Origin of the sequence: Mycolicibacterium rutilum, from assembly GCF_900108565.1 — a bacterium.
Classification (GTDB): domain Bacteria; phylum Actinomycetota; class Actinomycetes; order Mycobacteriales; family Mycobacteriaceae; genus Mycobacterium; species Mycobacterium rutilum.
Map to the genome: position 1 here is coordinate 1770862 of NZ_LT629971.1, position 14529 is coordinate 1785390.

At 61.4% G+C, this 14529-nt stretch carries 14 protein-coding genes and 1 pseudogene; 13 read left to right on the plus strand and 2 right to left on the minus strand.

Going from position 1 to position 14529, the window contains the following annotated elements; genetic code table 11:
• The first annotated feature begins 14 nt into the window (after positions 1-14).
• From BLW81_RS30145 to BLW81_RS08565, 8 genes are all read left to right on the plus strand, one after another.
• Positions 15-473, plus strand: a complete 459-nt coding sequence (locus BLW81_RS30145) for a Zn-ribbon domain-containing OB-fold protein (RefSeq protein WP_083406796.1) — start codon at positions 15-17, stop codon at positions 471-473.
• The gene (locus tag BLW81_RS08535; RefSeq protein WP_083406797.1) at positions 460-1506 is read left to right on the plus strand and encodes an FAS1-like dehydratase domain-containing protein; all 1047 of its coding nucleotides are present in this window, start codon (positions 460-462) and stop codon (positions 1504-1506) included. The genes BLW81_RS30145 and BLW81_RS08535 overlap by 14 nt, the downstream gene beginning before the upstream one ends.
• A 30-nt stretch (positions 1507-1536) precedes the next feature.
• Positions 1537-1734: a ferredoxin gene (locus tag BLW81_RS08540; RefSeq protein ID WP_083406798.1), complete on the plus strand. Its 198-nt coding sequence runs from the start codon at positions 1537-1539 to the stop codon at positions 1732-1734.
• 253 nt (positions 1735-1987) lie between these two features.
• Positions 1988-3403: an aromatic ring-hydroxylating oxygenase subunit alpha gene (locus BLW81_RS08545; RefSeq protein WP_083406799.1), complete on the plus strand. Its 1416-nt coding sequence runs from the start codon at positions 1988-1990 to the stop codon at positions 3401-3403.
• On the plus strand, positions 3400-3954 hold the full coding sequence (locus BLW81_RS08550) for a 3-phenylpropionate/cinnamic acid dioxygenase subunit beta (protein WP_083406800.1): 555 nt from the start codon (positions 3400-3402) through the stop codon (positions 3952-3954). Before BLW81_RS08545 ends, BLW81_RS08550 begins: the two co-directional genes overlap by 4 nt.
• A 99-nt stretch (positions 3955-4053) precedes the next feature.
• Positions 4054-4497 carry a cupin domain-containing protein gene (locus BLW81_RS08555; RefSeq protein WP_011559081.1) on the plus strand — a complete coding sequence of 148 codons (444 nt, stop codon included), beginning with the start codon at positions 4054-4056 and terminating at the stop codon, positions 4495-4497.
• Positions 4498-4586: 89 nt separating this feature from the next.
• The gene (locus BLW81_RS08560) at positions 4587-5480 is read left to right on the plus strand and encodes an NAD(P)-dependent oxidoreductase (protein WP_011777832.1); all 894 of its coding nucleotides are present in this window, start codon (positions 4587-4589) and stop codon (positions 5478-5480) included.
• A gap of 150 nt (positions 5481-5630) precedes the next feature.
• Positions 5631-6149 carry a MarR family winged helix-turn-helix transcriptional regulator gene (locus BLW81_RS08565; RefSeq protein WP_011767850.1) on the plus strand — a complete coding sequence of 173 codons (519 nt, stop codon included), beginning with the start codon at positions 5631-5633 and terminating at the stop codon, positions 6147-6149.
• Positions 6150-6574: 425 nt separating this feature from the next.
• Here the strand turns inward: BLW81_RS08565 and istB are convergent, their stop codons facing one another.
• A complete protein-coding gene (gene istB, locus BLW81_RS08570) occupies positions 6575-7372 on the minus strand; it encodes an IS21-like element helper ATPase IstB (protein ID WP_067388237.1) in 798 nt (265 codons plus the stop codon).
• Between the two features lies 1 nt (position 7373).
• Positions 7374-8998, minus strand: a pseudogene (gene istA, locus BLW81_RS08575) (IS21 family transposase).
• 252 nt (positions 8999-9250) lie between these two features.
• Between istA and BLW81_RS08580 the strand changes: the two are divergent.
• From BLW81_RS08580 to BLW81_RS08600, 5 genes are read left to right on the plus strand one after another with little or no spacing between them, the layout of a single operon-like run.
• The gene (locus BLW81_RS08580; RefSeq protein WP_011559084.1) at positions 9251-10150 is read left to right on the plus strand and encodes an alpha/beta fold hydrolase; all 900 of its coding nucleotides are present in this window, start codon (positions 9251-9253) and stop codon (positions 10148-10150) included.
• On the plus strand, positions 10150-11466 hold the full coding sequence (locus tag BLW81_RS08585; protein WP_011559085.1) for an aromatic ring-hydroxylating oxygenase subunit alpha: 1317 nt from the start codon (positions 10150-10152) through the stop codon (positions 11464-11466). Before BLW81_RS08580 ends, BLW81_RS08585 begins: the two co-directional genes overlap by 1 nt.
• A 2-nt stretch (positions 11467-11468) precedes the next feature.
• The gene (locus BLW81_RS08590; RefSeq protein ID WP_011767817.1) at positions 11469-11981 is read left to right on the plus strand and encodes an aromatic-ring-hydroxylating dioxygenase subunit beta; all 513 of its coding nucleotides are present in this window, start codon (positions 11469-11471) and stop codon (positions 11979-11981) included.
• Between the two features lie 36 nt (positions 11982-12017).
• Positions 12018-13247 carry a Gfo/Idh/MocA family protein gene (locus BLW81_RS08595; RefSeq protein WP_083406801.1) on the plus strand — a complete coding sequence of 410 codons (1230 nt, stop codon included), beginning with the start codon at positions 12018-12020 and terminating at the stop codon, positions 13245-13247.
• A gap of 19 nt (positions 13248-13266) precedes the next feature.
• Complete coding sequence (locus BLW81_RS08600; RefSeq protein WP_083406802.1) at positions 13267-14220, plus strand: DODA-type extradiol aromatic ring-opening family dioxygenase; 954 nt, start codon at positions 13267-13269, stop codon at positions 14218-14220.
• Positions 14221-14529 lie beyond the last annotated feature (309 nt).

The following is a 14529-nucleotide window of genomic DNA, read 5'->3' on the forward strand; positions in this document are numbered from 1 at the left end:
ACAAGGGGCCCGATGTGAGGCGAACGGAAACGGATGTCGCAGCACCGCTGTTGCCATCCCTGGAAGGTCTCACGGCCCAGTTCTATGAGCATTGCCGACGTGAAGAGCTGTCGTTTCAGCGGTGTTCAAGGTGCGGCCGTTGGCGTCACGTTCCTCGCCTGACGTGTGCTGGCTGCGGCAGTAACTCCTGGTCTTGGCAGAGGTCGTCGGGCAGGGGAGTGGTATTCAGCCACACGGTTATTCACCGCGCGCTGCATCCCGGGTTCGACGAGGCCGTCCCGTTCGTGTGCGCCGTTGTCGAAATGGATGAGGGTGTGCGGATGGTGGCACGGATAGTGGACCTAGTTGCCGACCGGACGGCGGTGCTGGTTGATGCGGCCGTCGAGGTTGTCTATGTGCACGTCGCCGATGATGTTGTGCTGCCGGCATTTCGGCTGTCCGCTGCGGAAGTGCGGGGCGATGGCCGCCGCTGACGAGTTGCGCGATCGTGTCGGTGAGAAGATCCACTTTCGAGGAGCCGACTCGGTGACGCAGAACGACATCCGCCGCAAACTGGAGGTTTTCACCTTTTCCTGTCCGCTGCATGACGACGAGGCGGCAGCGAAGGCGCACGGGTACCTCGGCGTTGTGGCCCCGGTGACGATGACCCCGCTGTGGGGGCTGCCGCCGTATTGGGCACCCGGACAGCCCAGTCCCTATCGGGTCGACGGGCAGGAGATGACGGGCAACATCACCGACACGCTGGCTCTGCCATTCAGCCGATCGGTCAACGTCAGCAGCGAGTGGCAGTACCACACACCGCTGTACTTGGGGGACAGGTTGCAGGGGACTACGACGATCATCTCGGTAGAGCAGAAGCGCACCCGGGTGGGTACCGGAGTCTTCCTGCAATACGAGTCGGAGTACGTGAAGTTTTCGGGAGAACTGGTGGCGCTCAACCGAAATACCGTCTTCAACTACGACCCAGACGACGCCTCCAGGCCTGAGCCCGGCACTTCGGCCCGCGCCCAGCAGGGCGACCGAGGTCCCCGCACGCGCTCAGTGGATGATGCCGCTACCAGTGTCGACTGGAACACGCCACTTCAGTTCGACGACGTTACGGTCGGTGCGCAAGTGCGCGGACCGGCTCTGGCCCTGACCTACCAGCGCATTGTGATGAACATTGCCGCGGATCGCATGTTTTCCGGGATACACCATAGCGCCGCGGCCGCTCATGCCGCGGGGCTTGCCGACATCATCTTCAATACTCGTGGCCTGGAAACTCTTTTCGAGACCGGGCTTCGTCGCTGGATGGGCCTTCGCGGCAGGTTGGTGCATCTGGGTCCGTTCAAGATGAGTGCCTCAGTTCACCCGGGCGACGTCGTGCAGGCGCGATGGACGGTGACTGGCAAGCATGCCGAGGCTGGCGCAGAAACCGTAGATCTCGATTTCGGTGTCTTCGCCGGGGATCGGCAAGCGGTGCAAGGGATTGCCACCATCGCCCTCGATGGCAAAGAGCAAAGCTGATCAGAAGTTCGTAGGACAAGAAGGGGTCAAATGAGTGTTATCAAGGCGGACGTGGAGGTCTGCCAAGGCTACGCGAACTGTGTCGTTGCAGCGGCCGACGTCTTCGACATCGGTGATACGGGAACCGTTGTCATTCTTGATGACACGGTAACCGAGAGCGATGAGGCAAGGATCGTCACGGCAATTCGCAGTTGTCCCGTCTCGGCTCTACGTCTCGCAACGATTTGAGTGAGACGGCCGTGAACGTGCAAGTACCAGCGGGTGAGTGCGTCGACCATGGTTGAGACGAGTTGGTTCCCGAATGTACTTGCGTTTCAACCGGCATGAGTTCTCGTGTATTGCATCCTCAATCAGGATCTGGCTCCACTCGACGAGGTACGACGTGAGATCGACGCCTGGCAGACGCGGTGACGGTTTGTGGTGATCTGAGTTACGGCTGTCTCGGGGGTGGTTCGGGCATTACAGCAAAGGAAAGGTACCGATGACGTTAAAAATGAGTACTTCAGGCGGTTCGGACACGACCGCTCGTAGTCTCGTCGATGTCGATCGCGGGGAGATCAGTCGCGAAATCTTCACCGATGCTTCGATTTTCAACCGTGAGTTGGAGTATTTGTTTCCGCGAGCCTGGTTGTTTGTGGGCCATGCCACGCAGGTGTCTGCGCCGGGCCAGTTCTTCTCGTCGAGGATGGGTTCGGATCCGGTGCTGTTGACCCGTGACGCTCAAGGCGATGTGAATGTCCTGCTCAATTCGTGCCGACATCGGGGTATGGCGGTGTGTCGCTACGACGAGGGCCGTACGCTGCAGTTCACCTGCCCCTACCATGGCTGGTCGTACTCGATGGACGGTTCGCTGGTGTCCACTCCAGGGGATTTGCACGGTGTGCCGCAGCAGGGCATGGCCTACGGCAATGGCCTTGACAAAGCGAGTTGGGGACTTGTCAGGGCTGCCAAGGTGCACAACTTCAAAGGCCTGATCTTCGCGTGCTGGGACCCCGCCGCCCCGGATTTCGACGAGTATGTCGGCGACTTTCACTATTGGCTGGACAACCTGGCTGATGCTTTCGATGGCACCGAGGGCGCGACCGAGGTGTTCCGTGGAGTGCAGAAGTGGCGCATCAGATCGAATTGGAAGTTCGTTTCAGAAAACTTTCTGGGCGATACCTATCACGGGGCGACGACTCACGCCTCAGTTGAACAGGTGGGTATCGGCCCGGGCGGCAGAAACTCCCGGCGTCACGGTGAACGACAGGATCAGGGTGGTTTTTCGAAGGGCCGAGTGAAGACGTCGTTTCGTACGGGCCACGGTGCATCGGACAACCTGGCGTATGAGATCGCCTATCCTGAGTTCGCCGAAGAACCGGCCTTGAGTGAGTACTTCTCCCAGGCCTGGGCACTCCGTAAAGAGCGGTTAGAGGCGCAGGGCAGACAGCTCGGTGGTCGTGGCCCAGCGACGATGTTCCCCAATATGTCGTTCTCCGCCGGTTTTCCGCGGACGATCCTGGTGTCACACCCGATCAGCCCCACCGAAACCGAAGTGTGGCGGTGGTACCTCATCGACAAGAACGCTCCCGATGATGTACGTGACTGGCTGCGCCGCTATTACATGCGCTACTCGGGTCCTGGAGGGATGACGGAGCAAGACGATATGGAGAACTGGAATTACGCGACGCAGGCCAGCCAGGGCGTGATAGCCCGGCGCTATCCCTACAACTATCAGCAGGGTCTCGATATGGAAACTCCCAGTGCGCTCGACCAGGCGGTGCATTCTCACCACCCCATCGCAGGCGAGGTGAATGCACGCGCCTTTTACCGGCGATGGGCCGAGTTCACCGACAACCTCTCGTGGCCTCAACTCATCGAACTTGCCAAATCCGACGAGAGAGCCGCACGGTCGTGAGTGCAACGGGCGGTGAAATTTCCACGAGGCAGGATGCGGTAGAGAAGTTGCTGCTTCAGGCCGAAATCGCCGATTTCCTCTATCGGGAAGCCGACCTGCTCGACGAACGACGTTACTCCGAATGGCTCGGTCTGCTCACCGACGACTACGAGTACTCCGTTCCACTGCGGGCGAACGTCGCCTACGACGACCTCGCGCAGCTGGAGCAGACTCAGGAAGGTCACGACATCTGCTGGTTCGACGAGAAAAAGGAGACCGTCGCTTTGCGGGTGGAGCAGCTGATGACTGGCCTGCACTGGGCCGAAGAACCCGTCTCGCGAGTGTCACACCTAGTCACCAACGTGCGTATTGAAGGAGTAGACGGCGCGGAAGTCGAGGTGAGTTGCCGGTTCCTGGTGTATCGAAACCGGGTCGCCGATGAGACTGATTTTCTGGTCGGCCGGCGCAAGGACCGGTTGCGCCGCGTCGCCGGTGACTGGCAACTGTGCCGTCGCCGGCTACTCCTCGACCAAACGGTCTTACTCGCTAAGAACCTGTCGATCATTCTATGAAGCCGGACCATGTCCTTGAACCCTTGACCTTCAGCACGGCAAAATATATTCTTCTCTAAACCCATTTGATGGGCCGCGACCGATGAGGGGGCAGCTGGATTGTCTACTTCGCTCCAACCGAAGCGGCGTGCCGATGACGTGACCGCCCTGCGTGTGATGACAGAGGAAATGCGCCCGCTTCTCGTCGGCGACGGGTACCAGATGTTCGATGTGCGCGCTCCGCAATCATCGGGCCCACCGCCGCACCAGCATCCCTGGGATGAAAGCTATGTCGTGCTGGAGGGCGAACTGTGGGTAAGCCGCGGCGGCGAAGAAGCGACCCTGCAGGTGGGTGAGGCGATTCGAGTGCCGGCTGGCGTCGTGCACGCCTATCGCGTTCTCTCTGACGGCGCCCGGTGGATCACGACTTCGTCTTGCCCGGGCGGCGCGCTGGATTTCTTTTCAGACGTGGACGAAACGTCGAACGGTCCGGGTGACGTGAAGGCCCTCATTGAGGCGGCCAAGCGAAACAGTGTCCGATTCGCCGATCCGGCGCTGGGATAGCCGTCTGTTGAGCCACCATGCCGCAGATGCCGGCATTCGCCGACTGTGTCGGTAGTCGGTTTACGGCCTGACATTCGGTGGTCGGTGTCATGAGGCGGGTCGGCGTGATCGGCTTGGGCGGCATGGGTTCCGCGCTGGCGGCGTCACTTCTTGCGACGGACCATTACGTAGTCTGTTTCGACATTCGGCCCGACGTATTACGCCCAATTGTCGAGCTAGGCGCCGAGGCTGCTGCGGACGCGCGTGAGTTGGCCGGCGCATGTGATGTCGTTTTGACGTTCCTCCCGGGGCCGAGTCAGGTGCTGGAGGTGGCGCTCGGGTCGGAGCGAGGTGTCCTGGCCGGCCTTGCCGACGGGGCCGCCCTGCTGGATATGTCGACCTGTAATCCCGAGGTCGCAGCAATCATCGGTCAGGCCTACGACGCGGCTGGGAGGCGTTTTGTCGATTGCCCCGTCAGCCGAAAGGCGCCGAACATGACCGTTCTGGTCGGAGGCCCAAGCGGGGTGCTCGGCCCTGATGCCGATGTCCTCGCCGCCGTCTCGCGCACCTTGGTGTACTGCGGCCAACGAGGTGCGGGATATGCCACCAAGCTCCTCAACCAGCACATCAAGTACAGCTGGTACCTCGCTTCGGCGGAAGCCCTCTTAATCGCTGAGGCGATGGGATTGAATGCCGGCGACGTAGCCGACGCGATCGCGGAGTGCAGCGGGGGGGACTCGGGTCTCACCACGGCGGCGGCGTACTTCCGCCACGACACCGAGTCAGTTAGAAACCGCGCCCCCGCTAGCACCATTACGAAAGACTCCGCGCTCGCGGAACGAATGGCGACGAACGCCGGTATCCGCAGCAGGACGCTTGAGCCCGTCGTGGACTTCTTCCAAAGCGTTGCGGCCTCGGAGTTTCGCGACCGTGCCTACCCCGAAAGCACAGAACTTCTTCAACGAATCCGGTCGATGCCTCCGAAGTCAACCTCCACGCCGTGACAGTAAGGCGCTCACGCTGTATAGCTAACTGAATTGTAAACGGGGCCGAATATCGGTGAGCGGAAAGAAAGACCACCGACCATTTGCCGGTATGATCACCACCCGGTGGAGATGTCTGCCGAACCGCTGATCAACGTTGCAAGGGACGTCATGACTACCGAGAAGTTGACGATGGCCCAACAGGTCGCGGCCAAGACCCGCGAAGCCGGACCCGATCACGACCCCTCTTCGTTGGCGCTCCCGCTTGCGCTCTACCGTGCCGTGACCGCCTTCGGTCGGGTAGCCGTCGATGAGTTGACGCCGGTAGACCTCTCGATGAGCCAGTTCAACGTTCTGACCGTCCTGAAGCGCGCCGACGGGCCGATCACGATGGGCGCACTGGCCGATTCTATTTCCGTACGCCAAGCCAGCCTGACGAGCGTGGTGGACACGCTGACCAAGGCAGGTTTTGTCACACGCAAGATGAATCCCCGCGATCGGCGCTCGGTAGTGGTCGCGATATCGAAGAAGGGCGATCAGTTCATGACCGAGTTTCTGCCCGGTCATTACGACTTTCTGCAGAGACTCTTTGCCGGTATCAACCCGCGACACAGGCAGCAGCTGCTTGCACGACTGAACGAACTAATAGATTGCTTGGAGAACTACCCGAGCGGCCAGCGCACCTCCTGATCAGTCCCCGGGTATAGGACGGTCGACGCCGCTACGGTGCTGACGTCCACTCACCGGTCCTCGCATGGCATCCACGGCTCCAACTGAGGGGTCTATCGGGTGCACTCAGGTAGTGAATACTCCCGAGAAGAACGTTCGCTCGTCGGCTAGGTTGCGTCCGACCTTGGTGAAACGTGGCAGTCCGCGTGGCGCTCAGGGTTTGTCGCGAGGTGCGAATGACATTGCGGCACAGAAGAATTATTGATACGACGCTGCACGACCGCAATGAAGAACTGTGTCGATGTGATGGTCGACAGTTTGCGTCGGCAGCCGCACCGCTGCGCCCGCGTGACGTGGGCATCGTCTCCCCTTCGAGAGTCCCATTTGTCGCTTGCCAGGGTGATGGGACCACCTGATTGCCAGGGGGATGGGACCACCGTGGCGCGTTACTGAGGATGCTCGTCGGCGGGGTCTGGGTCAAGCTGGGGCCGGGTCCGTTGGCGGTAGGACGGTCCTTCGATGACCAGGGTGTGCGCGGCGGAGGTCAGCCGGTCGATGGCTGATTGAGCCAGCAGGGTGTCGGCGGTCATGGTCAGCCATTCAGCGGGCTCGCGGTTCGACGTCACGATCGTGGTCTTGGCGCGATGGCGCTCGACGACGATCTCGTAGAAGTCGCTGGTTTCGGTGGCATCGAGCGGGCGTAGCGCGAAGTCGTCGATGATCAGGACGTCCACGGCGGCCAGGCGGCGGATCTCGGCGTCGACGGTGTGGTCGAGGCGGGCGGCGCGCAGCCGGGTGAACAGTTTGTCGGCCCGGCCGAACACGACGGTGTGTCTGCGTCGAATGGCCATGTGTCCCAATGCTGTTGCCAGATGCGTCTTGCCAACACCAACGGGCCCGAGGACGATCGCGGACTGGCCGGCGTCGAGGAACCGCAGTGAGGTCAGATCCCCCAGCAGGGTGCGGTCATAGCGCAGGTCCTCGTGTGCGGTCCAGGTATCAAACCGCATGGTGGGGTCGAGTCCGGCTTTGGTCGCCCGCAACGCGGCGGAGCGGGATTCGCGTCGGGAGACCTCGTCGGCCAGCAGCGTTTCCAGGAACCCGATGTGACTGAGTTTGTGTTGGCGGGCCAGAGCGGCGCGTTCGGGCAGGGTGTCGGCCATCGCGCCGAGTTTGAGGGTCTTGAGCAGTCGGAGCAGGTCAGCGCCGATCGGGTCGGTGGCGCCACGGGCGGTGGTGGTCATGTCAGCGGTTCTCCTCGGCAACGGTGGTAGTGATGATGGTCAATGGTGTTGGGGTGGAGCTGAATTCGGATGGATCGCGGGCGAAGCGGGTGGCGGTGTGGCGGACGGCCTTCGGCAGCGCGGGTGTGCTGGTCTCGGTGGCACGCTCGAGCATGGAGGCGATCTTGTTCACCGAGACGACATCAAGATCCAGCGACAGTGCGCAGGCCTGTTCGACCCGGTCGGCGCCGTAGCGGCGCACCAGGCCCAGCAGCCGGTAGACGGTGCGCATCTTCGTCCAGGGCAGCCGGTCATCGAGGATGCGTTCGGCGTAGATCCCGACGTTGGGGCCGTGCGCGGCGCAGGTGGCGATCAATGTCGTCACATCGCGCAGCGCGTAGCCGGTCTTGTGTTCGGGCAGATCAGCGGGGTCGGTGCTGCGCCCACCGGCCGGCTGGCGAGGATGGACCTTGACCAGCACGCCGCGGCGATAGAACTTCACCAACTCGGTGTCGGCCCGCACGTCCAGGTACTGACCGATCCAGCACTCGGGCAGCGAATACAGCGCCTTGGCGACCTCGGCGTGGAAATCGCGGTGCACCTTGACCGTCTTGAACACCGGCACGTCATAAACCCCTGGCACCGGCAACAGCCGGGACTGTTCCTCGGCGGTGAACACCTCCAGCGGACGAGCGCAGATGGTGCCGTGTGTGCGGGTGCCCGCGGTGTCACGACACCACACCGTCGCCGCCTGCTGCGCATGGGCCAGGCTGGTGAATGTTTCACCGTCCCAGAAGTTTCGGCGCACGTACTGCACGGCGCGTTCCACTCGCGGCTTGTCCTTCGGCGAGGCCACCCGCGCCGGGTCGGTCAGGAACCCGACATGCCCGGCGTAGTCCAGCCAGCCCTGGCTGAACTGCGGGTTGACCGCATCGGCGGCGGCGATCACCGGTTTGAGGTTGTCGGGGATCAGCACGGCGAACACGCCGCCGAAGAACTCCCAGTGGCCGCCTCGCAGCCGGCGATCACCGCGGCCAGAGTCTGCGAGTAGGACAGCCACACAAACATGTGCCGGGAGTACACCGCGGTGAAGATCAGCGCATGCACCTTGCGGCGGCGCCCATCATCGACGTCAGTGAGCATCCCCAGATAGCCGAAGTCGACCTGGCACTCCACCCCGGGATCACCATCAGCGACCCGCACCGTGAGATCTTTGCGGCCGAAACCGCAACGCTGGCTGGCGAATCGGTGCAACGTCCGATACGGCACCACACAGCCCTGCCTTCCCAGCAGAGTGTGGATCTTGGTCACTGTCAACGGCCGCTGCTCACCAGAGCCGGCCACCCACTTGGTGATCTGATCCTCGAACCCCAATAACTGCTCCCACGCCGCGCCGTGACCATCGGGGCGAACCGGGCGCACCGCTTCGGCGACCATCCCGATCAGACCGTCGTCGATCGCGCCGGCGTCGTCGCCGCGGCGCAGACCGGCCGCGTGGGCGGCCTCGACGTAACGGCGCACCGTTTTGCGATCCACACCGCAATGCGCGGCGATCGTCCGGTACCCCGGCGCCGGTAACCCCGCCACGCCCAGCCACACCCGCAGAACTTCCCTGATCTCGTTCACACTGACCTCCCGAAAAGCCATGCCGGCGACCTCCGTGACTTGAGCTGTCACGGCGATCGAACGAACAAATGAAAAGACCACCGACGCGACGCGCCGGTGGTCCCATAACTGGCAATCCAGGTGGTCCCATCACCCTGGCAAAAATCAGGTCACACTGGTCCCATCCTCATGGCAGGCGACACCATTTACACAGAAGCCTAAATTTCTACCTTGCAGATATTCGGGAAGTATGATAAAAACTGGGTACTGTACTAGCTGAGGGGACGTCGAAGGTTGCTCAAAGACGCTTCAATTTGTGTGAGCTTGCTTGGAGCGGAAACACGCTTCGTAGATGTCGACGGCGTCCGAACCAGGACAATTCAGGCAGGGGAAGGTCCGGACCTCATTCTCATGCACGGGGGAGGCGGTCACGCCGAAGCCTTCGCCCGCAACGTGACGGCGCTGTCGCGTCATTTCCGAGTGCATGCGCTGGACCTGTTGGGTCACGGTCTCACCAGTGGTTGTGAGGTCGCCCCGAAGCGTAAGGACTATGTCAGTCACCTACTCGGATACATGGACCAGGAAGGCATCGACCGAGCCCACCTGGTGGGCGAGTCGTTAGGAGGTTGGATCGCGGCGTGGACTGCGTTGGAACATCCCGACCGTGTCGACCGATTGATCTACGTGTGCGGCGCGCGGTTGACGCTAGAGGTCGGCGCCGATGCCGAGGCTCGCACCGCTGCCGGGCGCGCAGAGCTTGCCCGGGTCACCCGGCAATTCCTGGCTGACCCGAGTCCGGCGAATGTGCGGGAGAGGATGGCCTGGCTTTTCCACCACCCTGACCGCGACCTGACCGATGAACTGGTGGCGCTGCGGTGGGCACTTTACCAGAGCGAAGAATCGCGGTCGGCACTGACGAACGCGACGGCGCCGCCCTCAGCGGCGACTGCTGAGGACAATCTCACGGCTGAGCGATTGACCAGCTTGACCAGGCCCACGCTCGTGCTGTGGACGAGTCACAATCCCTCGGCGACGGTGGAATTCGGACGGCGGGCAGCCGAGCTAATTCCCGGCGCTGAATTCGCATTGATGGAGGATTGTGGCCATTGGCCGCAGTGGGAACGGCCGGAAGAGTTCAACCAAATCCTCACCAATTATCTTCAAGGTGATCGCGAGTCCCGAGGGCAACGTTGATGGAGACAATCGGTTCCAAAACCGGCTCGGCGCTGCCGATAGACTCCTCGGCCTTCTACGACGAGGCGGTGTACCAGCGGGAACTCGACTCCATCTTCAAGCGGTCGTGGCTATTCGTCGGCCACGAGTCCATGATCCCCAAGCCCGGTGACTTCCGCACAACCTATATGGCCGACGACGCCGTGATCGTATGCCGGGACAAGGAATCTCGTGTTCGTGTGCTGCTGAACAAATGTCGGCACCGGGGCAATAAAGTCTGTCAGTTCGACAAGGGCAACGCGAACATCTTTCACTGCAGCTATCACGGCTGGAGTTACGACACTGCCGGACGGCTGCGCAGTGTTCCGCTAGCCGAGAGCGCCTACGGGCCGCAGTTCGATAAGGCCAGCATGGGCCTCGTCTCCCCCCGGGTAGCTACCTACAAAGGACTTATCTTTGCTTGCTGGGATCAGTCGGCGCCGCCGCTGGAAGAATATCTGGGGGAGGGCCTGCTGTGGTACCTCGACAACTTTCTACTCGACTGTGACCCCAACGGCCTGCAGGTCGTTCCCGGCCTGCACCGCTACCTCATGCCCGTCAACTGGAAGTTGTTGGCCGAGAACTTCGGCGGCGACCAGTATCACTTCGCTGCCACTCACGGATCGGTTTCCGCACTGTCGAAAGCTGGGCAGACTGCCCGCATCAACTTTTCGATAGACGAGGGGCAGCACTACAGCGTGGTTCTCGACGGCTGCGCGCCCCATGGGTTGCTGCAACTGGCAGTCGGTAAGAATTTTTATCAGGACGATCTCGCCCAAGCCGAAACGCTGGGTACCGAAGCAGTCGACTGGCTAACCGAGCGGCAGCGCCTGCAAGACGAGCGGTTGGCGACATCCCCCGTGCAGCCCTACAGCTTTCACGTAGCCAATATCTTCCCAAACTTCAGCATGATTGGCATGGGCACGGCTTTTTACGGTCGGGGATTCATCATGTGGCAGCCTCGGGGACCGCGGTTGACCGAGGTTTGGGAGTGGTGTTTGGTGGAAAGCTCCGCGCCCCGTGCTGTCAAGGAACGCATGGTCTTCGTCTTGAGTCAGCGGCAATCGGCGGCCGGTCTCGTGACGCCCGATGATCACGAAAACTTCGAACGATTGTCTGACGCCCTTGACACCGGAGTCGCCCGGGATGTGCCGTTCAACTACTCACTCGGCGAGGACGTCGAACCAATGGAGTCGCTGGTTGCGGAGTTACCCGGCAATGTCAGGCCGCAGATCAGCGAAGCCTACCAGCGCGAGTTCTATCGGCACTGGCACCGAACTATGACGGAGCCGGCCTAGCCATGGAGACCAGCCAGTTGGACGTGGAACTGCGGCTGCGAATAAACGAATTCTATGCGCGGGAGACCATGCTTCTCGATGATGGGCGGCTGGACGAGTGGCTGGGCTTATTGGCGCCGGATGTCAGATACACGATGCCATTCCCAGAGTCCAGCACGCATCCGGTCGACGATGATGACGGCCTACCGCCGTTTCTGTTGTTCAACGACGACTACGAATCGCTGAAGCTGAGAATTGCCCGGCTGGCTACTGGGCTCGCCCCCGGGGAAACTCCACGCACGATCACTCAGCGCTTAGTCAGCGACATCCTGGTCACCGATGTATCCGATCAGGAGCTGAGCGTCCGATCCAGCGTCATGGTGTTTCTCGTACGCCATGAACGCCACGAGAGCTTCTTCATCGGCAAACGACAAGACGTTCTACGCCGAGACGAAGACTCGGGCCTGCTGCTGGCCGCCCGGGTCATCACCCTGGCTCATAGCGTTCTTCCACGAGCGATTTCGATCTTCTTCTAATGCCCAGTCGTTCACTAGCTCTCAGATAGGTCGCACATGACAGATGTCGCGTCACGCGAGCTCGGCCTAGGATTTCTCGGAATCGGTCAGGCAGTCGCCCGAATCTTCCAGCAGTACCCAGACATGTCGACGCTGCCGTATCGGGTTGTGGCGGCAGCCGATACCCGATCACACTCGCTCGCCCGCTTCGCCACCGAGTTCTCCGGCCAGACCTACACGAACGCAGAGCAACTGTGTGCCGATCCAAGCGTGGACGTCGTCTACATCGCCACCCCTCCCGAGCTGCATCGGGAGCATGCGCTAATGGCCGCACGTCACGGAAAACACATGATCGTCGAAAAGCCGTTGGCCATGTCGATCGACGATTGCACTGCAATGGTCGAGGCGGCCCAGGCAGCGGGCGTGCAGCTGATGGCCGGCCACACACACAGCTTTGATGCGCCGGTGCGAGCGATGGCCGAACTTGTAGCCAGTGGCGAACTCGGCGAGTTGCTCATGGTCAACACCTGGAATTTCAACGACTTCAACCGGCGACCGTGGCCGACTTCGGAATTGCGCTCGACCAGCGGGCCAGTGCTCAACCAGGGGCCCCACCAGGTCGATATCGTGCGGCAGATAGCCGGCGGTTTGGCCAGAACAGTGCGTGCGTCGACAATATGGGACGACGTCCGGGAATGCGTCGGGGGATACACCTGTCATCTCGGATTCGAATCAGGAGCTTCCGCCACGCTCGTCTATGACGCGCGAGCTTTCTTCGACGTCGCGGAGTTGCACTCGTGGGTGGCAGAAGACGGCGGCCGCCGCAGTCCCCAAGCCAACCAGCGAGTAGCCAGCAACTTCGCTGCGCTCAGTCAGAACCCTGACCACCTTGAAGTAGCACTGGAAGCCCAGAAGGAGCAGGGCCGCTACGGTGCTGCGACGACGACCGAAGAGTCACAGGAGCTGTGGGGGTACTCCGCCCCCGGAGAGATCATCCACCACCCCTACTTCGGCCTGACCGTGGTCAGCTGCCAACACGGCGCGATCAGGCAGTCGCCCGACGGGCTGGTGGTGTACGGGCAAAACGGATTACAGGAAATACCGGTCGCGCGCACCATGCGGGGCAGGGCCGCAGAGTTGGCTGAACTACATCGGGCGATCACTGAGGACCGCCCTGTTCAGCACGACGGTCGCTGGGGGCGCGCGACGCTAGAAGTATGTTTCGCCATCCTGCAGTCGGCCTACGAAGATCGCGAAGTCGTTCTCTCCCACCAGGTATCGCTGTGACTTCAGATGAGGAGAAATCGTGGGTGAGATTGTAGCCGGTTACGCGTCGTCCCATGCCTTCACTTTCATCCCGCCTCCCAGGTGGGAAGGCTTCCGCATAAAGAACAGGCAGAAGTACACATTGCGACGCGGTAAGACCCCACCTCGCCTGAGGAAAGACGAAGAACCATTCGACGACGCTGCGGCGCGTTACGCGCACATCGAGAACGGGCTTCAAAGGCTGCGTGACAGCATCAGACAAGACCGACTGGATTGCCTGATCATCATCGGTGATGACCAAAACGAAAACTTCGACGGTTCGGCACTGCCCCAGATAGCCATCCACACAGGAGATGGGTTCACAGTGTCTGACCGCTTCTTGCCAGACGCGCGGTTTTGGAAAAGTTCGCCCGAACTCAGTAAGGACTTGAGTGAGCACACCGTCGAGGCCGGATTCGACGTCACCGCAGTCACCGATTTTCGTGACAGCACCTTGCACTCACACGCACACGGCGAGATTGTGGCCAACATCCTCCGAGACCACCAAATCCCAGTGGTGTTGGTATTCCTCAATGCCGTTCACGTGCCGTCGTTGTCGCCTAAACGGTGCTTCGCGCTCGGCCGCGCGATTGCCGACGCCGTGCGGTCACGCCGCCCTGCAGACGAGAGGATAGGTCTTTACGCGTCCGGTGGACTTTCACACTTCACTGCCGGCTATCCATGGGCTGCCTACGATGGGCCGCGCGTTCACGGCTCCATCGACGAGGAATTCGATCGCCGCACCCTGAAGTGCCTCGCTACCGGAAACGGCTACGAGCTGAGCAAACTGACCAGCGAAGACCTGCTCAACTCTGGCAACATCGAGCTGAGATCGTGGATATGTGCTGTCGGCGCAGTCGGCGGCAACACGCCATGGGCCAGCGTCTATGAGCCCATTCCCCGCGCCCTTATGGGAATGGCCGTCGCCTGGACGAACTGCGAAGTCACTGTTTAGCGCGTCGAAGGTGAGGCACGCGAAATTTGATTCTGCGGGTGTGGGTTATCCGCAGATCTACTCGACGTTTGCACTGAGAACCCCCACGGTCGAAGGAAGATGTCGTCGGCCGTGACCCTGGGACGAGGGCATGTCTGCCCACCCTCTGGCCCAGTCAACCGGCAGAACCGTGGGCCGCCGAGACGCCGCTCGCGAAAGGGTATGTGTCTCAATGTCGTTGTTGCGCCGCCTGCGCGGACTGTCGGCGACAATAGGCCCACACCGAAACCAGAGTCTCTGTTTTACAGAGTAGATCTCTGGTATACAGTA